This window comes from Enterococcus faecalis (assembly GCF_029024925.1).
In the GTDB taxonomy this organism is placed as follows: Bacteria; Bacillota; Bacilli; order Lactobacillales; family Enterococcaceae; genus Enterococcus; species Enterococcus faecalis.
This window is the reverse complement of the sequence record NZ_CP118962.1, coordinates 1,889,319-1,909,308: the sequence shown is the minus strand read 5'-3', so window position 1 is coordinate 1,909,308 and position 19,990 is coordinate 1,889,319. Positions and strand designations below refer to the sequence as shown.

Annotated in this window: 23 protein-coding genes; 20 read left to right on the top strand and 3 right to left on the bottom strand. The window is 35.0% G+C overall.

Features of this window, described 5'->3' with window-relative positions:
• The first annotated feature begins 6 nt into the window (after positions 1 to 6).
• From PYW42_RS09405 to PYW42_RS09310, 20 genes are all read left to right on the top strand, one after another.
• Positions 7 to 348 (top strand): hypothetical protein, encoded by a 342-nt coding sequence (locus PYW42_RS09405; RefSeq protein WP_002389211.1) that lies wholly within the window; start codon positions 7 to 9, stop codon positions 346 to 348.
• A gap of 22 nt (positions 349 to 370) precedes the next feature.
• A complete protein-coding gene (locus tag PYW42_RS09400; protein ID WP_010816145.1) occupies positions 371 to 1,384 on the top strand; it encodes a major capsid protein in 1,014 nt (337 codons plus the stop codon).
• 73 nt (positions 1,385 to 1,457) lie between these two features.
• Entirely contained in the window at positions 1,458 to 1,790 is a 333-nt protein-coding gene (locus PYW42_RS09395) for a phage head-tail connector protein (RefSeq protein WP_002406569.1), read from the top strand.
• The gene (locus PYW42_RS09390; RefSeq protein ID WP_002388983.1) at positions 1,787 to 2,122 is read left to right on the top strand and encodes a hypothetical protein; all 336 of its coding nucleotides are present in this window, start codon (positions 1,787 to 1,789) and stop codon (positions 2,120 to 2,122) included. Before PYW42_RS09395 ends, PYW42_RS09390 begins: the two co-directional genes overlap by 4 nt.
• Entirely contained in the window at positions 2,097 to 2,477 is a 381-nt protein-coding gene (locus PYW42_RS09385; RefSeq protein WP_002389229.1) for an HK97-gp10 family putative phage morphogenesis protein, read from the top strand. The genes PYW42_RS09390 and PYW42_RS09385 overlap by 26 nt, the downstream gene beginning before the upstream one ends.
• The gene (locus tag PYW42_RS09380) at positions 2,474 to 2,863 is read left to right on the top strand and encodes a hypothetical protein (protein ID WP_002406570.1); all 390 of its coding nucleotides are present in this window, start codon (positions 2,474 to 2,476) and stop codon (positions 2,861 to 2,863) included. Before PYW42_RS09385 ends, PYW42_RS09380 begins: the two co-directional genes overlap by 4 nt.
• A gap of 15 nt (positions 2,864 to 2,878) precedes the next feature.
• The gene (locus PYW42_RS09375; protein ID WP_002389268.1) at positions 2,879 to 3,472 is read left to right on the top strand and encodes a phage major tail protein, TP901-1 family; all 594 of its coding nucleotides are present in this window, start codon (positions 2,879 to 2,881) and stop codon (positions 3,470 to 3,472) included.
• A 15-nt stretch (positions 3,473 to 3,487) separates the two neighbouring features.
• The gene (locus PYW42_RS09370; protein ID WP_002389144.1) at positions 3,488 to 3,946 is read left to right on the top strand and encodes a hypothetical protein; all 459 of its coding nucleotides are present in this window, start codon (positions 3,488 to 3,490) and stop codon (positions 3,944 to 3,946) included.
• A 54-nt stretch (positions 3,947 to 4,000) separates the two neighbouring features.
• Positions 4,001 to 4,351, top strand: a complete 351-nt coding sequence (locus PYW42_RS09365; protein WP_002389328.1) for a tail assembly chaperone — start codon at positions 4,001 to 4,003, stop codon at positions 4,349 to 4,351.
• Between the two features lie 92 nt (positions 4,352 to 4,443).
• Positions 4,444 to 4,701, top strand: a complete 258-nt coding sequence (locus tag PYW42_RS09360; RefSeq protein ID WP_002406573.1) for a hypothetical protein — start codon at positions 4,444 to 4,446, stop codon at positions 4,699 to 4,701.
• Between the two features lie 15 nt (positions 4,702 to 4,716).
• On the top strand, positions 4,717 to 8,124 hold the full coding sequence (locus PYW42_RS09355; protein WP_010816144.1) for a tape measure protein: 3,408 nt from the start codon (positions 4,717 to 4,719) through the stop codon (positions 8,122 to 8,124).
• Positions 8,125 to 9,054: a distal tail protein Dit gene (locus tag PYW42_RS09350; protein ID WP_002389194.1), complete on the top strand. Its 930-nt coding sequence runs from the start codon at positions 8,125 to 8,127 to the stop codon at positions 9,052 to 9,054. It begins immediately after the preceding gene.
• 16 nt (positions 9,055 to 9,070) lie between these two features.
• Positions 9,071 to 11,086 carry a phage tail protein gene (locus tag PYW42_RS09345; RefSeq protein ID WP_002389090.1) on the top strand — a complete coding sequence of 672 codons (2,016 nt, stop codon included), beginning with the start codon at positions 9,071 to 9,073 and terminating at the stop codon, positions 11,084 to 11,086.
• A complete protein-coding gene (locus PYW42_RS09340; RefSeq protein WP_002369077.1) occupies positions 11,087 to 11,260 on the top strand; it encodes a hypothetical protein in 174 nt (57 codons plus the stop codon).
• Positions 11,261 to 11,270: 10 nt separating this feature from the next.
• The gene (locus tag PYW42_RS09335; RefSeq protein ID WP_002389099.1) at positions 11,271 to 13,034 is read left to right on the top strand and encodes a hypothetical protein; all 1,764 of its coding nucleotides are present in this window, start codon (positions 11,271 to 11,273) and stop codon (positions 13,032 to 13,034) included.
• A gap of 73 nt (positions 13,035 to 13,107) precedes the next feature.
• Positions 13,108 to 13,335, top strand: a complete 228-nt coding sequence (locus PYW42_RS09330; RefSeq protein WP_002381665.1) for a hypothetical protein — start codon at positions 13,108 to 13,110, stop codon at positions 13,333 to 13,335.
• Complete coding sequence (locus PYW42_RS09325; RefSeq protein ID WP_002381666.1) at positions 13,332 to 13,535, top strand: phage holin; 204 nt, start codon at positions 13,332 to 13,334, stop codon at positions 13,533 to 13,535. The genes PYW42_RS09330 and PYW42_RS09325 overlap by 4 nt, the downstream gene beginning before the upstream one ends.
• A gap of 4 nt (positions 13,536 to 13,539) precedes the next feature.
• Complete coding sequence (locus PYW42_RS09320; protein WP_002389028.1) at positions 13,540 to 14,799, top strand: LysM peptidoglycan-binding domain-containing protein; 1,260 nt, start codon at positions 13,540 to 13,542, stop codon at positions 14,797 to 14,799.
• Between the two features lie 12 nt (positions 14,800 to 14,811).
• On the top strand, positions 14,812 to 15,192 hold the full coding sequence (locus PYW42_RS09315; protein WP_002369082.1) for a hypothetical protein: 381 nt from the start codon (positions 14,812 to 14,814) through the stop codon (positions 15,190 to 15,192).
• A gap of 88 nt (positions 15,193 to 15,280) precedes the next feature.
• Positions 15,281 to 16,546 carry a peptidoglycan DD-metalloendopeptidase family protein gene (locus PYW42_RS09310; protein WP_002388981.1) on the top strand — a complete coding sequence of 422 codons (1,266 nt, stop codon included), beginning with the start codon at positions 15,281 to 15,283 and terminating at the stop codon, positions 16,544 to 16,546.
• A gap of 63 nt (positions 16,547 to 16,609) precedes the next feature.
• On the opposite strand, the gene PYW42_RS09305 is transcribed toward PYW42_RS09310, so the two are convergent.
• From PYW42_RS09305 to PYW42_RS09295, 3 genes are all read right to left on the bottom strand, one after another.
• Entirely contained in the window at positions 16,610 to 18,112 is a 1,503-nt protein-coding gene (locus PYW42_RS09305) for a glucosyltransferase domain-containing protein (RefSeq protein WP_002389311.1), read from the bottom strand.
• Between the two features lie 365 nt (positions 18,113 to 18,477).
• Positions 18,478 to 19,059: a DUF4950 domain-containing protein gene (locus tag PYW42_RS09300; protein ID WP_002389108.1), complete on the bottom strand. Its 582-nt coding sequence runs from the start codon at positions 19,057 to 19,059 to the stop codon at positions 18,478 to 18,480.
• 370 nt (positions 19,060 to 19,429) lie between these two features.
• Complete coding sequence (locus PYW42_RS09295) at positions 19,430 to 19,810, bottom strand: PH domain-containing protein (protein WP_002356881.1); 381 nt, start codon at positions 19,808 to 19,810, stop codon at positions 19,430 to 19,432.
• Between the last annotated feature and the right edge of the window lie 180 nt (positions 19,811 to 19,990).

Genomic DNA, 19,990 nt, shown 5'->3' with positions numbered 1-19,990 from the left:
TTTTGAATGGTTTATGTAAAGAAAACTCAAACATATCAAGATATTAATTTTTTAAAGAGCGAAAAATTTATTTCATTTACAAAGCAAGTTGATGAAACAACTGAAGGGGTAGTAAAAGGAGTATTACCCGCAGGGTCAGTGTTCCCTAAAAATGATGCTACAGCAGAAGGTATTACAATTAACGATGTTGATGTGTCGAATGGACCACAACCGGTAGGAGTAATTGTTGAAGGGCATGTTCTTATTAAACGATTACCAGCTGAGCCATCATCGGAAGCTCAAAAAGCAATGCGTGAACTTAAATTTTATGATGCAAACGGTAAAATGCTAGCAGTTCCAACTGCTTAATTAATAATTAGGAGGATTTCAAATGGCAAATATTGCAGAATTATTTTCACAGAAAAATGTATTAGATTATGTAAATAATCGTCAAGCACCAGTTTTATTAGGAGAAACATTGTTTCCAGCACGTAAGGTACAGGGGTTAGAGTTTGATGTTTTAAAAGCGGGATCTAAAATCCCAACAATTGCAAGCGTTCATGCATTCGATACAGAAGCTGAGATTGCTTCACGTGTTGGATCAAAGACAGCTCAAGAGCTAGCGTTCATCAAACGTAAGATTCAATTAAAAGAAAAAGATTTAATTGCTTTGCGTAATCCTCGTACGGCTGAAGAACAGCGTTATTTAGAACAAGAAGTATATAATGATGTTTACTCAATGGTATCTTCCGTTAACGCTCGTGTTGAAAAAATGCGTATGGAAGTTCTAGCAAATGGTAAAGTAACGTTAGATGAAAATGGGTTAGATTTAGTAGTTGATTATGGCGTGCCAGCAGATCATAAAGATACTGCTGATTTTTCTGCTCCTGATACAGACATCATTGGGTTATTAACAGAATGGGCAAGCAAGTTGGATGTAATGCCAACACGCATTTTGACATCTACTAAAGTACGTAACGCAATCTTGAAAAACGACGGAATCAAGGCATTCTTTAAAACTTCTGGTTTGTTACCAAATATTGGCTCGTTAAACCAAATGTTACAACAATTTAATTTACCGACAATTGTGACATATGATGCAAAATATAATAAAGAAAACGCTGAAGGTGTACTAGTAAAAGAACGTTATTTCCCAGAAAACAAGCTAGTCATGTTTGGGGATGAAAACCCAGGAGAGTCTATTTTCGGTGTAACACCAGAAGAATCTCGTTTGTTATCAAATGGATCAAATAACTACACAGTAGGCAATATTTTCGCAATGGTATACGAATCTAATTTAGACCCAGTTGGAACATGGACTAAAGCATCAGGAACAGCTCTACCAAGTTTCCCAGAAGCTGACAATGTATTCCAAGCTACTGTCTTACCTGATTCAAAAAAATAGAAGCCCCGAAAGTTGAAAGTGTAATACCAACAACTGACGGGGCCTCAATTGTATTAAGTTAGGTGGTGTTTAAATGCCTAGCATTACAGATGACATAACAAAACTGTTAAATAGTCCAGCTAATGAAAAGTTAGAAGTGATTGAGCGACGAACTAGAGAACGTCTCAATAGTTTGTTAAATGTATCGGAAACGCCAAGCAAATTTGATTCGATTATATACGAGGTCGTTTTAAAAAGATTTAACCGGATTGGTCAAGAGGGTATGATTTCATATTCTCAAGAAGGTTTAACAATGGCCTTTCCTGATTCTGATTTCTCTGAATATGAAAAACAAATTAACGATTATTTGAATGAAGAAAAAGAAGTGCAATATAAAAAACTTCGTGGAAAGGCCCGATTCGTATGAGATATACAGATGAAATTACCTTTGTAAAAAAATCTTCAGAATCGCATTATGATCCAAACTCAGGGGAATGGATTGAAGAAGAACCGTTTAGAAAAACTACTGATGTCAATGTAACTGATATTGGTACAGATCGTTCTATTACTATTTTCGGAAGCATTAAAGAAGGGGCTAAAGTCATTAGGACACAGCCCCTTTTTGTTATTCCAGAATTTGATTACATTGAGTTTGAGGGTAAAGCTTGGGAAGTTATTACAAGTAGAGTTCCTGCATTAAGAAATAGCTTGATTATTCAGGAAGTGATTATTGATGGCAATAAGTCAAGTAAGAATTAATGGATTAGCTGGAATTTCTAAAAAACTAAAGAGAAATGCTCAACTTGATGATGTGAAAAAAGTTGTTAGAAATAACACAGCAGAATTAACCGCCAATATGCAAGCTGAAGCAGGAAAGGTGTTAACTGGACATCGGGAAGGTAAAAAGTTTGTTAAACCAACTGGGGCAACAAAAAGAAGTATCGTTATGAGGCTTTCGAACAATGGTTTTTCTGGGCATACAGGACCAGGAACAGAATACGCACCATACTTAATACACGGAACAAGATTCATGGTGAAACGTGATTTCTTTTTACCACCGCTGAAACAACAAAAAGTGAAATTTAGAACGGACTTGGAAAGGTTGATGAAATGATTAAAACAAGAGATCAATCAATCTTCGATGAAGTGTATAAGAAGTGTCAATCACTGGGTTATGAAATTTACGATTATAAACCTATGAATGATGTAGGTTATCCATTTGTCGAATTAGAAGATACTCAGACACTGCACCAAGCCAACAAAACTGATATTAAAGGTTCGGTTACATTGAATCTATCTGTATGGGGATTGGCAAAAAAACGTAAACAAATATCGGATATGGCTTCAGCAATTTTTGCTGAGGCTCTATCTATTTCTGAAACGGAAGGTTATTATTGGTCGCTAAATATCCAATCAAGCGGTATTCGGTTAGTAGATGACATTTCGACTAACACACCATTGAAGCGGGCAATGATATCTTTAGAATTCAAAATACTATAGAGAGAAGGAATATAAATGGCTAATGAAGCAAAAGTAGCGGCTAAAGGTATTGATATTATTTTACTTTTCCGTTTGTTAAAAAAATCAAAAGAGGAAGCAGCATGGAAATTAGCTTTCCAGACAGAACATGAAAATACAAAAACAAAAGATAGTGACTCCGTGGCCACTAAAGATGGTCCGATTCGTATCCCAGGATCATTGGAAATTGATTTTTCGGCAACATCTATTTTATCAGTCGGTGATCCATATGTTGACCAGCTAGAAGAAGCTTTAGACAATGACGATATTATTGAAATCTGGGAAATCAACAAAGCAGAAAAAGGCACAGGAGATAATGTTGACAAATACAAGGCAACCTACTACCAAGGATACGTAACATCATTTGGTAAATCACCTAATGCTGAAGATACCGTAGAGGTTTCATTAGAATTTGGTATCAATGGTAAAGGCGCAAAAGGATTTGCAACATTAACTGCTGATCAAGAAGAAGTAGTTCAATATGTATTCAAAGATACGACTATTGAGAAAGATGATCCAGAAAAAGTAGATAGCCCTTCTGTGGAAAGTGTAACTCCTACATTCGATGGGGCATCTACTGAATTAAGTTAAGAAAGGAAAATTATAATGGTGGATACTTTTAAGATTTATAAAGGCCAAACCGAAGTTGTTTCTGGCACATCACCTTTAACTATCACAGGAATGGAACCTAACACATCAGTGTCGGCTGGTGAATATCAAGTAACTCGTGTTGTTAATGGAAAAGAATCAGAGCGAGTAGATATTCCAGCTTTTAAAACATTGTCTATTGCTGTAACTGGCTTAGATTTTTCTCCTAAAACGTCCACAGCAGATGCTGGTACTGCAGGTAGCCGACAAATCACAGCAACTGTCTTGCCTGAAAATGCAACCACCAAAAAAGTAACCTATGATATTTCACCTGTAACAGAAGGTCTTGCTGTCTCTGAAACAGGAAATATTACTTGGACAGAATCGGTACCAGCTGGTGTTTATACCACAACAGGAACAACAGAGGATGGTAAAAAAACAGCTCAACACACCTTAACATTGAATAATCAAGCTTAAAATAAAATTTAGAGGGCAGCTTAGCGGCTGTCCTTTTCTTATGGAGGAAAAGACATGCAAATCGAAATTAAAGGGAAAAAATATAACTGTATTTTTGGAGTCAAGTTTATTCGTGAATTGGATAAGCAGCATGGGGTAGTGCGTAATGATGTGAATCTTGGGATGGGACTAACAACATTATTACCGCAGCTAGTAAGTGGAAATATCGTTGTTCTATCTGATGTACTTTACACAGCTACTATTACAGAAAAAAGTAGACCTTCTAAGGATGAAGTGGATGAGTTTGTTGAAACTGTTGATGATATTGAGGCGTTATTTGATGAAACGTTGAAATACTTAGAAGAAAGCAATGCGGGAAAGTTAACGGTCAGAAATTTCAAGAAAGCTCTGATGGAGAACAAGTAAGAGAGGAACTAAGCTCAGCTGAAGCTTATGAAAATATTCTTATTAATTGTTTTCGTTACCTAGAAATTACTGATTTATCAGAAATTGAACGAATGACTTTGTATGAATATGAAGTTAGGCTATTGGCGTTCCAGTTAAAAAGACTTGACCATGAAAGAGACCTCTATCTCCAAGCTTGGCTAAATAACCAAATTAAGGCGACTAAAGGTAAAAAATCTGAACCTTATTTCAAGGAATTCAATAAGTTTTTTAATTATGAAGAACAAGAAAAGTTAATTTTGGGTAAGTCATTAATTGATGAAAAGATTGATATAGGGGCAATTGATTTATTAAGAAAAGCAAATAAGTAGGAAAGGAGGAAAATGATGGAATCATATTCAGTCGAAGCAATACTTACTGCTACTGATAGAACGTTTAGTAGCACAATGAGTAGCGCTGAACGCTCTATGGCTGGTGTAAATAAGCAATCTGGCGAACTAGGTGATGGATTGGATAAAAGCACCACTAAAGGGAATCAATTGGGTAAGTCAATTCTTAGCATTGGGGCAGGCGTGGGCGCTGTAAAATTAGTATCTACGGCCGTAAATATGGTTAAGGACTCTGTTGAAGGAGCGATTAACCGTTTTGATACGTTGAATAAGTATCCTGTAGTTATGAAGGCTCTAGGTTACTCAACAGAAGATGTTGATCGGTCCATGAATAAACTATCTGATGGGATTGATGGATTACCTACATCCCTCGATGAAATTGTAGCTAGTACGCAACAACTATCAATTTCAACTGGTAGCTTGAGTAAAGGTACTGACACAGCTATTGCATTAAATGATGCCTTTCTTGCTTCTGGAGCTTCAACTGCTGATGCAACTCGTGGTATGCAACAATATATTCAAATGCTTGGTAAGGGTGAAGTTGATATGCAATCTTGGCGAACTTTACAAGAAACAATGCCAATAGCTATGGATAAAGTTGCTAAGTCTTTCAAAGAACAAGGTGTAAACTCAGTTAACCAATTATATGATGCCTTAAAAGAAGGAGATATTACATTTAATGAGTTCAATAATCGTTTGATTGAGTTGGACAAAGGCGTAGGTGGTTTTGCGGATTTAGCCAAGAAAAACTCAAAAGGTATCAAAACCTCATGGGCAAATATTAAAACAGCCACCGTTAAAGGTGTGACTACAGTTATTAAATCATTTGATGAATTATCCAAAGCAGTGACAGGAAAAAATATTGCCGAAAACTTAGACTCTTTAAAAAATGTAGTTAATATAACTTTTAAGGCAATTGATGCAGCGATTCAATCAACTATTCCGTTGATGAAACTATTCGGAAAAGCTATTACGTCGATAGGTACAGCCTTAACACCATTACTACCAACAATTGCCAGTTTTGCTGCCACTTTTACAGCATTGAAAGTAATTCAGCAAGTGACAGGTTATATAAAACAATCTGAATTGGCAATCAAAGCTTATACAACCGCAATAAGTTTATACAATGGAATATCAAAACTGGCAACGTTGTCTACCACAGCACTCGGAAGAGCATGGATGTTAAACTTAGCAGCCGATAAAGCCAATTCTGCAGCAATAGCAATAAAAACTGGTCTTTTAGTGGCGCAAAATACAATCGTTGGTGTTTTGACGGGAACAATTAGTTTAGCTACAGTAGCTACAACTGTTTTTAGTACCGCTATGAAATTGTTATTGGGCCCTATTGGTTGGGTAACAGCCGCAATAGGAGGACTAGTAGCTGTAGGGGTAAACTTGTGGAAATGGTTAAATAAGGAAACTGAATCAACTAAGGCAGTAAAAAAAGAACAAGAAAGCCTTATGAAAACCACAGATGATTTGATTAAAAAGAATCAAGAACATGCACAATCACGAAAAGATGAAGCTATTGAATTGGATAATACTAAAGAAAAATTCCAATCTATGATTTCTGAAATGGAAATGCTCTCTGCTAAAGAAAAATTAAGCAACAGCGAGAAAAAACGTATGGTGGAAATTGTTGAGGAATTGAACGGTAAAATGACAGGTTTAAACTTAGTTTATGACGATCAAAAAAATATTTTATCTGAAATGCCTGGAACAATTCAACAACAAGTTGATGCCTATAATGCTTTAGATGAAGCTTCTCAAGCTCAAGAAAACATTAATCAAATGTTAAAAGAACGAAATGATAATGAAGCGAAGCTGATGGAAATCAATGCCGCTAGAGAAAAATGGAATCAGACATTAAAAGAATCTGGCGGGAATACAAAAGAAGCTCGTGAAAATATTGAAAAGTTGGGCGAGCAAGAGCAAGTGTTAAAGGGCGTTCAACAGGAATTAACGAATGAAATTATAAATACAGCTAATGCCCATGAACAATCAATGCAGCGTGCAAGCCAAGCTGTGGAAAATGGTGTGTTAAATCAAACAGTTTCATACAATGCTTTAAGTGGTAAGACGAAAGAAACAATGGATGCAATGCGTTCAGAATATTCATCACTTGAAGAAAAAGTAGGGAGTGCCTTTGATGTTATTGAACAAAAGCAAGCTATTTCGGTTGATCAGATGGCTGCTAACTTACAGAAAAATCAAGAAGCTGTCGCACAGTGGGGACAAAATATTTCAACACTTGCAGAACGACATGTTGACCAAGGGTTATTGGAACAACTAAGAAAAATGGGGCCAGAGGGTGCAGCACAAGCAGCAGAGCTTGTTAATGCATCAGACGAACAATTACAACGCTTAAATGATGTCTATCGTAACACTGGTGAAACTTCTATGAATGCAATGAAAGAAGGTTATCAATTAGGCAAAAATGGTTTGAACGAGGAAATTCAAGCTCTTATACCAACTCAAAAAGAAACTTTGATGACTCAAATTAAGAATACAGACTTTAACAGCGTGGGCCTAAGTGTAACTGATGATTTTAAAGCAGGTATTGAAAACGGGCGTACAGCAGTCGAAGAAATGACCAAGGGAATTGTTCCTAAAGTCGGGGAAGACATGAAAGGCGAAGTTCAAAAAGCTGATTTTAGAGGTATAGGTAAGTCCATTCCTCAAGGCTTAGAAAAAGGTGTTGACGACGGCAAAGGAGTTCCTGTAAAAACATCTAATCAAATGATTGATGATATTGTTTCTGGTGCCAGAAAAGGTTTAGATTCTCACTCTCCTTCTCGTGTATTTCACTCAATTGGCGAAGATGTTGATTCTGGATTATCAAACGGTATCGAACAAAACGCAATGAATCCAGTAAGAGCTGTGGAGGCGATTGTTGATAAAATAATTTCTGCAATGGATAAATTGCCATCAGAAATGAATTCTATTGGTGCAAATGCAATTGATGGATTGACTAATGGCATTAATGCTAATGCTAATAGTGCTTTAGCTGCAGCAAGAGGTGTGGCAGATCAAATTGTAAGTACAATGAAAAGTGCTATGGATATTCATTCTCCCTCACGTGTAATGCGTGATGAAGTAGGTAAAATGATTCCAGCAGGAGTAGCGGTTGGTATTGATAAATATTCAAACTTTGTAGAAAAATCTATGCAACGACTAAGTAAAAAGGTAGCCATGCCAGCGCTGGATAATTTAAATTCAAATCTGTCATTTAGTGGAGGATCACAAAGCTTAGCATTTGCCGGAGATGTATCTTCAAAATTCACTGTAGAGGTACCTGTTATTTTCGATAGTTCAGAGGTTGCAAGGGTTATTGCTAAACCAATGAGTAAAGAATTGCAGAATCAACAAGATAAAAAGAATGTTTCTTTAGGAAGGAGGCGCTAAATGTTATACAACTTTATTGATGTAAATGAACAACAAACAAAAGCCTCTTTGCCTTCGGAAGCCATGAATTTTAATGGTTCCTTTTTAGAAGATTTAGTTCCAGGTTATAGAACATTATCTGTTGTTGGAAGAGAGTTAGCTCCTACTGAGATACAAAGCTACCAGTTGGGAATTCGTGATGGAATGCGACATGTTTATGCTCGTATTCCGGAAAGAGAATTAACAGTTAAATTCAAAGTTGAGGCTAACTCTAACGAAGCGTTTAGGGATTCTTTTAATAGACTAAACGTTGCCTTGTTTACAGAAAAAGATGTACAGATTTGGTTTAATGATGAACCAGAAATGCTTTGGTCGGGTAGTAAATCAGACATTGATGCAGTTCCTGAGGGATTGAATCGAGTCGTTGGTACATTTACAATTTTGTTGAACAATCCATATAAATATACTCGAAGCGATGCTACTAGTGTTATGTGGGGTTCGCCAACCATTACATTTCAAGCAAATTACTTAATGGGGAATACAGGCTCAGGTGCAGTTGACTTACCTATTGTTATCGAAGGTGGGGCTTATTGGGGTTCTACCATGATTACTTTTCAAAATCGTTCCTATTTAATGGGAGATAACGGTCAAGAAGTGAAACCAATTGAAATATATCCAACTGTCGAAGGGTTAAAAGTAAAACCGATTATTACTATAGAAGGTACTGGTAGAGGCGTGTGGATAAAAACTAGAAGCGATACTATTGATATTGGTGATTTTGATAAGTCAGAAATAGTAATCGATACAGAACAGTTTAATATTACGAAAAATGGGAAGCCAATGATTCGTCCTATGAACGATTTTTATATTTATCCAAATGAGCCACTATACATCCAAGCGAAAGATAGTACTTTTAATCTAACTATTCGATATCCAAATCGTTTTTTATAGGAGGTGTTGCTAAAATATGTTGATGGCAATGGATTTAAAAAGGGAATATACGGCAGTTTTGGACAATGCCTATCAAGTCAGTTATGAAAAAATTGAAAACCAAATAGGGAATCTTGAATTTTCAATGCCGTTGGATGATCCTAAAAATGAATTTTTGCAAGAAATGTTATGGGTTGAACTAACAGATAATGAGAATGAATATATAGGGTTATACCGTGTTATGCCTTCAACGGTTCGCAAAGATGCTAGTAACAATTCAATTACGTATACGGCAAATGAAGCCCTGTGTACTTTGCTAGACACGGTTCTTTTTGGTTATCATGAACTAGTGAATCGAAAAACGGTTGATGTTATTAACTATCTTTTGAATAAACAAAGGACAAAACACTGGGTTTTAAAAAAATGTGAATTCACTCGATATTTTAGTTATGCATGGGAAAATGAAAATGGTCTCGCTGATGCTTTGTTTAGTATTCCTCAAGCATTTGATGAAGACTATATGTGGCAATGGAATACCAAAGTTTATCCATTCGAATTATCTTTAGTGAAGCCACCAAAAGAACCTATTGCTCGTATTCAAGAAGGATATAACATGCAAGGCTTTGAGATTGAAAGAGATCCTAACAATTTAGTTAATCGAGTTTATCCTTTAGGTGCTGGTGAAGGCGTCAATCAGATAAATATTAAATCGGTAAATAAAAATATTCCTTATGTAGAAGATGCAAAGTCTATAAAAGAACATGGTTTAGTTGAATATGTTTGGGTCGACCAACGATTCACAGTTCCACAAGCTTTAAAAGACAATGCAATCAACATGTTAAAAAAATGGGCGCAACCTAAAATTTCTTGGGATGTGACTGCGGCTGACTTATTGAAATTAACAGATGAACCTTTAAGCATTGATAAGTTAAGACAAGGAACTGTAATTATGATTAACACAGATGACTTTGGAAGTATAAATTTGCGTATTAAAAAAGAGACAAAACAGGATGTATTCGGCGCACCACAAGATATTCAGCTAGAGCTTGGTAATTTATCTGACGATTTTACTACGACAATGTCTGATTTGAAACGTAAACAGGAAATAAATGAGACGTATTCGCAAGGCGCAACGAATATTTTGAACTATAGTTATCAAGATAACTGTGAAAAGGCATACCCAGCAGAAATTGAATTCTTCTTAGATGATGATGTATTTCATGTAAATACTGTGGAACTGACTTTTAAAACTAAGCGCTATCGTGGTTATACAAAAGCCGTAAAAGGCGGAGGAGCTACAGTAAAAAGTACGTCAGCTGGTGGAGCTTCAACACAAACGAGCTCTGCTGGTGGCGGAAGTGTCGTTTCAAGTTCAGCTGGCGGAGGAGGTTCTACAACTTCTGGATCAGGAGGAGGATCTTATCAAGGGGGATCTACAAACACTGATGGAGGAAGTGCACAGACAAGTAGTGCTAATGGCAGTCATGACCATTTAATGTTTAATGTAATTCAAGGGCCACCTCAAACCCTTCCTAAAATAACATTAAGAGCCGGTGGCGGTGGAGAAATATATACGGAAGCACGTGGCGGAACGTTCAGAACAGCAAGTGCTGCAGATAATCATACGCATACAGTCAATGTGCCTAGTCACTCACATAGATTCAATATTGATATACCCGCACATTCTCATGTCGTTAGCATACCAAACCATACACACAGCATATCGGTTCCTAGCCATAGCCACCAAGTAAGAATACCAGCACATACACACCAAATTACTTTACCTGATCATAGCCATCCATTAGAATGGGGGATTTATGAGGCACCAAGTAGCGCAACTAGTGTTGATATAGTTGTAGATGGTACCACCATTCCAGTACACGATACTAGCCAACAAAGATTAAACATTGTTAATTATCTTAGGAAAACTAGTGGAGGTAAAATCTCTAGAGGTAATCATACAATCAAGATAATACCTAACAAACTTGCACGAATCGAAGCGCAAGTTATTTGTCGTGTTTTTATACAATCACAACTAGGAGGACAATTTTAAATGAGATTAACAGTAAAACTAATTAGCAAACAAGAAGAATTTATAATTAATGATGAATCAGGTAAAACGTTAGATGATTATTTTGCAGAGCTGATTGATAATAGTTCGCCATTCATCAAAATAGGAAATCGTATTTTACAAAAAGCTACAATTGAATACATTAATGCAGAGTAGGAGTGAGAAAATGGCTATCGAGCAAATTAAAGAAACCGACACGCTGAATCAAGGTCGAATTAAAATTAATGCAATTTTGGATCAATCTAATACTGCTGTTGAAAAAATAAATGATTATCAAAGTCAGTTGACAGAAGGAATTAATGATGCCAAAAAAATTGCTGACGACGCCGGAAAAGAAGCCGTACAAATTGCAGAACAAGCAGGGAATCAAGCGAATGAAACAGCAAACCAAGCTTTAACTAATTCTCAAACTGCTATTAATACTTCAAATCAAGCAGTATCTACAGCAAACAACAATAAACAAGAATTTGATGCTTTGCGTAATGACTTTGAAAAACTTGTTGGAGAAGCTGGTGACAGTAACCCCGAAATCGTACAGGCGAGAACAGATACCCAAGGAGTAACACAATCAACATTAGCTACTCGCTTACAGGTTGACTTTAATGACCGCATGACAAAATCTGAAGGTGTATCGTTACTTTCTGGAACAACAAACGTAAAAATACCTATGGATTTCACTGGAAAAACAGCGGGTAATACGGCAACAAATGCAAATCAATATTTTACCGATGTAACAGCTAAAGTACTAAAAAAACCAAAAGATACATGGAATGAGATTTCTCAATCTGATTACAACAAATTAGTAAGTCGTGATGATTCTGGAGTAAGTAGTGGTTCGACGCAAAACGGAGTTATACCACAACAGTTAGGAGTGTTCAATGCTTTAGAAGCTGCCAAAAAATTAATTCCTCAAAATTTTGAAGGATTAAGTCAAGAAGAAGCGGTGGTTTTATTAAAAGATAGCTTTGTCGCTTTTACTATTAGTGAACGTGTTAAAGCAACTTCGCCTAACAACAAAACAATTAAAGTTTCCACTTATATTGAGTCAACTGACTCGTGGACTACTCAAATTCAAGAAAATGCTGGCGAATACAAAGATTTATCAGTCCAAGTAACTGATAAAAATTTCATTACTAGCGATGGTCTTATCTATCTAATTAGCTATACAGATCCATCAAATGGAGTGACAACTGCTAATTTGGATGTTGACTATTCAGCTATTCAATTAGAAATTAGTATTAATGCACAAGATGTATTAGCAAAAAGTGGCTTTGTAAGAGAGGAACAACTAAAGGAGCATACGGAAAGTCAAGACAATCCACATAAAGTGACCGCAAGTCAAGTTGGATTGGGAAATGTTAAAAATTATGGATTTGCTACTGATAGCGAAGCATCTGCTGGAACATCAACGACCAAATATATGAGCCCTAAAAATGTTGCAGATGCTATTAAAGGGCAAGCGGTGACTCAAACTGGAGATCAAGAAATAGCAGGAACAAAAGATTTTATGAATCCTCCGAAAATCGCTGGACAAACTGTTATTTCTGAAAAAGTAATAGCCTTTTCTGCCCCTAATACAGTATCAGTTAGTGGTACAGGGGTTAAGGTCATTCCAATTTCTCAAAAGGTCATCACTAATAATGAATTTTTTGAGTTATCAGCAAACAAAATCAAAGTGTTGAAAGATGGAATAATTAGTGTCGTTACTAGCTATACAACCAACGTTCCAGCAGGTTGGTGTAATATTGAGCTTACTAAGAATAATGCGGTTATGAACAGGAGCAATCAAGGTACAGGAGGATTACACGCTGCTGGTTTGACAGATGTATTTGATGTAAAAGCTGGCGATACTATTGCATTTCAAAGTAATTCTAATCAATCTTCATATACGGTTTTATATTTGAGAGGATTTTTAAGATACTTAACGTGATAATGATTTTTATAAATTTATTTAAATGAAATAACCGTTTAGCAAAAAGCTAAGCGGCTTTTAAATTGGAGGAATGATTTTGTCAAATGAAATAGTTGTTGCTGTAATAGGATTAGTGGGCAGTACATTTGGTGCGTTTATTGGAGTGGTAGCTAGTGCCAATTTGACAGCTTACAGAATAGAACAGTTAGAAAAAAAAGTAGAAAAACATAATGGTGTAATTGAAAGAACCTTTAAATTAGAAGGTCGAATGCAAGAAGCGGAACACGACATAATAGAATTGAAAGGAGCAAAAAAATGATTCTACCAGATAAGTACTACAAAATTATCAAATGGGGAGTACTTACTGTGCTTCCAGCCATATCTGTTTTAGTAGCAACGTTAGGCAAAGGTTATGGATGGCAGCAAACAGATATGGCTGTTTTAACTATCAATGCCATTGCAACTTTTTTAGGAGTAGTAACAGGTGTGTCAGCATATAATTTAAAAGACAAGGAGTAAACGAATGAAAAAGAAAATTTTAGTCGGAGCGTTAATCGCTCTATTTTTTATGCCTTTAAATGTATTTGCTGCTAAAGGCGATCAAGGTGTTGATTGGGCCGTTTATCAAGGTGAACAAGGTCGTTTTGGTTATGCGCATGATAAATTCGCTATTGCTCAAATTGGCGGCTACAATGCCAGTGGTATTTACGAGCAGTATACCTATAAAACGCAAGTAGCAAGTGCCATTGCTCAAGGAAAACGAGCACACACCTATATTTGGTATGACACTTGGGGAAACATGGACATTGCGAAAACAACGATGGATTACTTCTTATTACGTATTCAAACGCCTAAAAATTCCATTGTTGCTTTAGACTTTGAGCATGGCGCTAGTTCTGATGTAAACGCAAATACAGAAACGATTTTGTATGGTATGCGTCGCATCAAACAAGCAGGTTACACGCCAATGTATTATAGCTACAAGCCTTTTACGTTACAATACGTGGACTATCAGAGAATTATTAAAGAGTTTCCTAACTCTTTATGGATTGCTGCCTATCCTAGCTATGAGGTAACGCCAGAACCACTATATGCTTATTTCCCAAGTATGGAGGGCATTGGAATTTGGCAATTTACGTCCACTTATATTGCAGGCGGCTTAGATGGTAACGTAGATTTAACAGGAATTACGGATAGTGGTTATACAGATAACAATAAACCAGAAACGGACACTCCAGCAACAGATGCAGGTGAAGAAATTGAAAAAACACCGAATTCTGATGTTAAAGTCGGCGACACAGTTAAAGTGAAATTTAATGTAGATGCATGGGCAACTGGTGAAGCTATTCCAGATTGGGTAAAAGGAAACAACTACAAAGTGCAAGAAGTAACTGGAAGCAGAGTATTGTTAGAAGGTATCCTGTCATGGATTAGCAAAGGCGATATTGAATTATTGCCAGATGCAACAATTGTTCCCGATAAGCAACCAGAATCTATTCACGTAGTTCAATATGGTGAAACATTATCCAGCATTGCTTACCAATACGGTACTGACTATCAAACCTTAGCTTCGCTAAATGGATTGGCTAATCCAAATCTTATTTACCCTGGACAAACTTTGAAAGTAAATCGATCAGTAGTAAGCAATGTTTACACAGTTCAATACGGTGATAATTTATCAAGTATTGCATCTAAGCTTGGTACGACATACCAAGCTTTAGCACAACGAAACAGGTTAACTAATCTTAACTTGATTTATCCAGGGCAAACATTAATTTATTAGGAGAGTGGCAGTATGAAATCAGAAATAAAAAAACATATTCGTCAATTATTATGTGATTATAAAAAAATAGAAAAACAATTGAAAAAGTATGAAGATGCATTAGTTTATCCCCAATCTTCTTTTTCTTTATACTTTGAAGAAAAGTCAAATGAAAAAATAAGTTTGAACCAAATAGTTTTTCATAAGTTTTTTTTAAATACAGTTGAAGAGGTTTTATCAGATGCAACATCGGATGTACGTGATATTTTTATTTCTAAGTATAAAAATGGCTATCCACGTAAAAAGAATGAAATTGTGGCCTATGAAACTTATTTAAGTTTATCAACGATTAAAAGAAGGGATAGTGAATTCTTAGAGGAATTAGCACGACAATTAGGTTGGCTAGAAGTTTGAGCAAAAAAAAAGTGTATTTAGTTGTAGACTTTAGATAAGGACATATGTTCTCCATGGACGCATGGACAGAATATTAAGGAGGGGAATTATGGCAGACACATGGTTAAGTCCTCTTGCTGTTTCTTATCAAGCAACTCAAGAATGGGATGAACCTGATTATTTGAGCGGAGGGCAAGCAGGAATTCACGGAGGCATTGACTTAGCTCCAAAAGCAGGTACTAATCCACCTGTTTATTCAGCTAAATCTGGGACAGTAGAAGAGGTAGTACCAAATCATCCAATTGGTGGTAATTACATTGTTATCAGACATATGGATAACTACTGGACCTATTATGGGCATTTAGCAACTATAAATGTATCAGTAGGACAACAAGTAACAAATCAAACGGTTCTTGGATTATGTGGAGCAACTGGGGGTGCCACAGGTATCCATCTTCATTTTGAAGTATGGCGTGGTGGTAAATGGCAGAGAATCAATCCACGAGAAGTAATTAATTTAGATGGATCTGGCAGAGACTCTAGTAATAACGGTGGCAATGGTGGAATTTATACAGGCGGAGCTTTATTAAATGCAGGAAAAAGCATTTCAGAATCAAATATTCGTCTAATCATTTCTGCTGGAAAAAAATATAATATCAAGCCAAGTTTTATGATTGCACAAATGTTTATTGAAAGTCATTGGGGAGATCCAAGCATTTCAATTGTTGGAAGTAAAGACAATAATTGGGCAGGAATTTCAGAACCTTTTAGCGTTCCAGCTGATTTAGGAATTAATATGAGTCGTGGATCAGCAAGACCAGTTGGTGAAGGTGGTTATTATATTCATTTTGCAACCATGAACGATTTTTTTAAAGCATATGCATTTGTATTATCAAAAAGAAATGGCTTATATAATGTTGAAGGTGCAAATTCAATTGAAGAATACTGTAAAGGCTTATTTCGCATAGGTGGAGCAAATTCAGACTATGCCGCGACAGGCTATCAAAATTATTTTAATATGTTAATACCAACTTATAATTCAATAAACAAACAAAATCCTGGTAAACTTGCACAAATTGATGCAAGTACTGAAGAAATTACTAATAATGGAGGACTGACAACTATGCAATGTTTATATGAACGACCAATTAATCCGAATACTGGAGCTTTAGATATAAATGGCTCAGCAACTACAATGATGTTTTGTAATGGGGTCAATACACGAAGAGTATATCATAATGATGAAGTTAATATTGTTAAAGAGCTATATCGTAAAAACAATGGAAAAGAAATCCCGGTATATTATAAAAAAGATTGGCCTAAAACTTCGCCATGGTATATTCGACTAGAGGCAATGTTTCCAGTAGTGAAATGATTTTATGTAAATAACCCTATTCCTAATAGAATAGGGTTATTTTTATTAACAGAAGTTTGAAATTTATTTTGATAAATTAACAATTATACAATCATCTACCACTCTGATGGAATCTTTACTAGGCCAGACGTTCATTTCCGCTTGTAAAGCTTTGTGTTTTTCAAAATCTTCTGGTGTAGGATCATTAAAATTTAATCCAAATGTTTTCATATAAACTAGAGTATTTAAACTAGTGTGCACCGAGTTAGGCATGAATTCAAATAATGAAACACCGTTTGTTTCACCTTTTATATTCGAAACATTCCGAGGAGAACGATTTCCATACATTAAAAGTTTATAGGATTCTGGATTCTCAATTTCCATTGAATAAATATTATTTGTAATCATTTCCGCAGTACGTAAATCTTCTTCCGCTGTTAGATACTCAGAATATTCTAGGTTGGTTGTTTCCCGAACTTGAATAAAAGTAAAGATAATTACTATGCCAACTAATAAATGTTTAAGCACAAAGTTGTATCCCCAGTAAATCATAATAAAGATGAGTAATAACGCTAAAACAGCAGGGAAGTTAGGTACTTCACCTCTAATTGCCGGACGTTTTCCACCTAAAACTGTAAACATGAGTGGAGTGATTAGAATACCTAACAAGGTAATAAAGATGAAAAAAACATTTTTGCGTTTCAGATAGGACATATTAATTAATACAATGACCAGTAAAAGAACACATATCAAAAACAGCGGTGTAAAAAAAGTGTCTCCGACTGGAGGGAAGAATAGTTCTTTGGCGTAATCTTTAATATCGTTGATAGAATCTATCAAGGGGCGTTTACCCCAAAGAATCATATTATCTAGATAGGAGCTTTCAACGTTTAAAACTTTTTTCGCTAACATCGCCATTAGTTGAGATAGAACGAGAGATGAAATAGCTAGTAGAATAAAATGGCCGATTTTGAAGGCATAGTCTTTAAAAGAAATTTTAAGATCATTTAACTGAGCAAAATACAATGCCATTAAAATCTTGAATAAAATTAAGGTACACGCAAATACAAAGAATGATTGATACATAGTAAGTGTAAACGTCAGTAACAAAAAGCCAAATAATTTAAAAATTTTATTGGGAATATGGTAAATAGCAATGAGAGAAAGTATAACCAAACAGATACCTAATGAAAATTCAAAATTTTGTAGGACGAAGTAAAATTGTTCGCTAAATAATTGACTGGTTGGAAAAATACTTGGGATAACATATAAATACTTTTTGTTATAAATCTGCTTAGTTGAAAGATCAACATAATAGCATAACAAGATAGTGGCGATAGCAAAGAAAATAATAGCTAACAAATTTAAAAAATAAACATTTACATAGTTGTATGTTAAAAGCTTTAAAGCTACTAATCCTGGTCTACCAATTGAAACCCAATGTTTTAAGTAGCCTCTGTAGTTAGTCATTAAGTGCATAGTATCAATAGCGTAAGTATTGTTAAATAGTTTAATACCATAAGTAGCAAAGACCATCAAAAAGCTGTAGATGGCTAAGCCTTTGTTTTCTTTAAAAAAATATTTCATTTTTTTCTCCTATCGTTTTATTTCTTAACCATATAAATTTACTTAGTTTTGAATTTTTCATAAATCATACTAACAAACACATATTTGCTAAATAGAAAAAAACTTTTTTGAAAAAAGTCTTACTAGTTAAATAAAATAACCTATAAATTACCAAAAATATATTTATACAGTACATTAATTATAAAATAAGAGCACCTCAAATTCCAGTTTTAATTAAAAACAAGTAATTAGATAGTTCTTGTTTCGACAAATCACTTATTAATATCAACAGCTAGTTGTATGAAAAAACTATATATACTATATATAATTATAAAAATAGATAGAGTCAGCTAAGATGACTTAAAAAATTAACATGATGGATATTTTTAAGGTGTCTGAGAAGATGCTTCTAGGATTCCAGTTTGTTGTTCAGATGACATTTGTCCTTTATTTTTAAGTTCAAGCCATTGCTCTAGCGTAATGTTTCCAAGATAACTATAGATTTGATTTTCAGTAGATAAAGTGCCATCTAAGTTTTTTGTAAATGAGAGAGAGGTATTATTAATTATAAAATTCATTGTAATGCTTCCGTCAGCATTACTTAGAAAATTAGGACTCTGAATGACTCCGTTTGGCTGGCCAGATCCAGACATTTTTCCATCAGGATTAATGAAAAAGAAATTACCACTTTGCGGAATACCCCAGCCACCAACAAAAGAAGACAAACTAGCTGGATCCTCAGTATGTGATTGTTCTTCTTCAGTTTGGGATGATTTTCTGTCAGCAGTTGAAGTAGTTGTTGTGTTAGTGGACAGTATGTTTTTTTCATTTATACTATTATTAGATGATTCCTTTACTGTAGAGGTGACAGTAGTAGATGACCCTTTTGTATTTTCTGTTTTCGTATTTTCATTAGTACAAGCTGTTAGTAATAATAATGCAAAGACCAGCGAAAGAGATTTCTTCATTTGTAATCATTCCTTTCAATCTATTCATAAATTTAGTAATGTAAATAACTGCTGTAAAAAACTATACCATACTATAAAAATATAATAAAAAAAAAGAGTCAAAAAGCTAAGGCTATTAATAAAGGGGCAAAAAAGGGGCAAAAATTGTAAAAGGTTGTAAAAAAATATATAGTATTAAATTATAATATTCTTGATTTAACAGTGTTTTTACAAGGCTATAAATAGTCGTAAAATACGCTTGAAAGACTAAGCAAGTGCCGCCATGTGTCTGATTGAATAAGGAACGTATCAAGGCTGAGAAGCCTTTTTTATTTTATCTAAAATTAAAAAGACAGGAAAGTTGGTCGCTTTCCTGTCTTTTTTTGTGGATTCAAGATAATACAGCAGCTGCTAAAGCTTGTTGAATAGCAACAATATCTTTATCTTTTCTAAATTGAAGACTTACTGAAGGTAACTCAGCACTTGAAATCCATATCTTTAGTTCTGCATCTAGGTCGAAATGTCCACTAGTTTCAACAGAAAAGCGTGAAATAGATTTGTAGGGAATCGATTTATAATCAACTTTTTTACCTGTAATTCCTTGTTTATCGACTAAAATTAAGCGTTTATCTGTAAAGACAATTAAATCTCTTACTAAAGTGAAGGCCATATCTACTTTTTCGTTAGGGATTAAAACATCCCGTAATTCTTTTTCAGCTGTTTCATTGTTATTTTGTGTTGCATTCCCTAATAATCCATCAAATAATCCCATGTTAATTCTCCAATTCTCCTTTTTTGAAAAAAATTCTTTTATTTAAAAGTAAACTTATATCGTGTAAAAGAATCCGCTTTCAATTTGATTATAACGTTAAAGGTCCTTCGAATGCAATTGATTTTTTAGCATAAGAAAGTGAGGCCTAAATCGCTGCAACTTAGGCCTCACTTTCTAAAT

Bases quoted from the DNA above. Each gene is read 5' to 3' on its own strand.
- PYW42_RS09405 (WP_002389211.1), top strand. From the start codon at position 7: ATGGTTTATGTAAAGAAAACTCAAACATATCAAGATATTAATTTTTTA.
- PYW42_RS09400 (WP_010816145.1), top strand. From the start codon at position 371: ATGGCAAATATTGCAGAATTATTTTCACAGAAAAATGTATTAGATTAT.
- PYW42_RS09395 (WP_002406569.1), top strand. From the start codon at position 1,458: ATGCCTAGCATTACAGATGACATAACAAAACTGTTAAATAGTCCAGCT.
- PYW42_RS09390 (WP_002388983.1), top strand. From the start codon at position 1,787: ATGAGATATACAGATGAAATTACCTTTGTAAAAAAATCTTCAGAATCG.
- PYW42_RS09385 (WP_002389229.1), top strand. From the start codon at position 2,097: ATGGCAATAAGTCAAGTAAGAATTAATGGATTAGCTGGAATTTCTAAA.
- PYW42_RS09380 (WP_002406570.1), top strand. From the start codon at position 2,474: ATGATTAAAACAAGAGATCAATCAATCTTCGATGAAGTGTATAAGAAG.
- PYW42_RS09375 (WP_002389268.1), top strand. From the start codon at position 2,879: ATGGCTAATGAAGCAAAAGTAGCGGCTAAAGGTATTGATATTATTTTA.
- PYW42_RS09370 (WP_002389144.1), top strand. From the start codon at position 3,488: ATGGTGGATACTTTTAAGATTTATAAAGGCCAAACCGAAGTTGTTTCT.
- PYW42_RS09365 (WP_002389328.1), top strand. From the start codon at position 4,001: ATGCAAATCGAAATTAAAGGGAAAAAATATAACTGTATTTTTGGAGTC.
- PYW42_RS09360 (WP_002406573.1), top strand. From the start codon at position 4,444: ATGACTTTGTATGAATATGAAGTTAGGCTATTGGCGTTCCAGTTAAAA.
- PYW42_RS09355 (WP_010816144.1), top strand. From the start codon at position 4,717: ATGGAATCATATTCAGTCGAAGCAATACTTACTGCTACTGATAGAACG.
- PYW42_RS09350 (WP_002389194.1), top strand. From the start codon at position 8,125: ATGTTATACAACTTTATTGATGTAAATGAACAACAAACAAAAGCCTCT.
- PYW42_RS09345 (WP_002389090.1), top strand. From the start codon at position 9,071: ATGTTGATGGCAATGGATTTAAAAAGGGAATATACGGCAGTTTTGGAC.
- PYW42_RS09340 (WP_002369077.1), top strand. From the start codon at position 11,087: ATGAGATTAACAGTAAAACTAATTAGCAAACAAGAAGAATTTATAATT.
- PYW42_RS09335 (WP_002389099.1), top strand. From the start codon at position 11,271: ATGGCTATCGAGCAAATTAAAGAAACCGACACGCTGAATCAAGGTCGA.
- PYW42_RS09330 (WP_002381665.1), top strand. From the start codon at position 13,108: ATGATTTTGTCAAATGAAATAGTTGTTGCTGTAATAGGATTAGTGGGC.
- PYW42_RS09325 (WP_002381666.1), top strand. From the start codon at position 13,332: ATGATTCTACCAGATAAGTACTACAAAATTATCAAATGGGGAGTACTT.
- PYW42_RS09320 (WP_002389028.1), top strand. From the start codon at position 13,540: ATGAAAAAGAAAATTTTAGTCGGAGCGTTAATCGCTCTATTTTTTATG.
- PYW42_RS09315 (WP_002369082.1), top strand. From the start codon at position 14,812: ATGAAATCAGAAATAAAAAAACATATTCGTCAATTATTATGTGATTAT.
- PYW42_RS09310 (WP_002388981.1), top strand. From the start codon at position 15,281: ATGGCAGACACATGGTTAAGTCCTCTTGCTGTTTCTTATCAAGCAACT.
- PYW42_RS09305 (WP_002389311.1), bottom strand. From the start codon at position 18,112: ATGAAATATTTTTTTAAAGAAAACAAAGGCTTAGCCATCTACAGCTTT.
- PYW42_RS09300 (WP_002389108.1), bottom strand. From the start codon at position 19,059: ATGAAGAAATCTCTTTCGCTGGTCTTTGCATTATTATTACTAACAGCT.
- PYW42_RS09295 (WP_002356881.1), bottom strand. From the start codon at position 19,810: ATGGGATTATTTGATGGATTATTAGGGAATGCAACACAAAATAACAAT.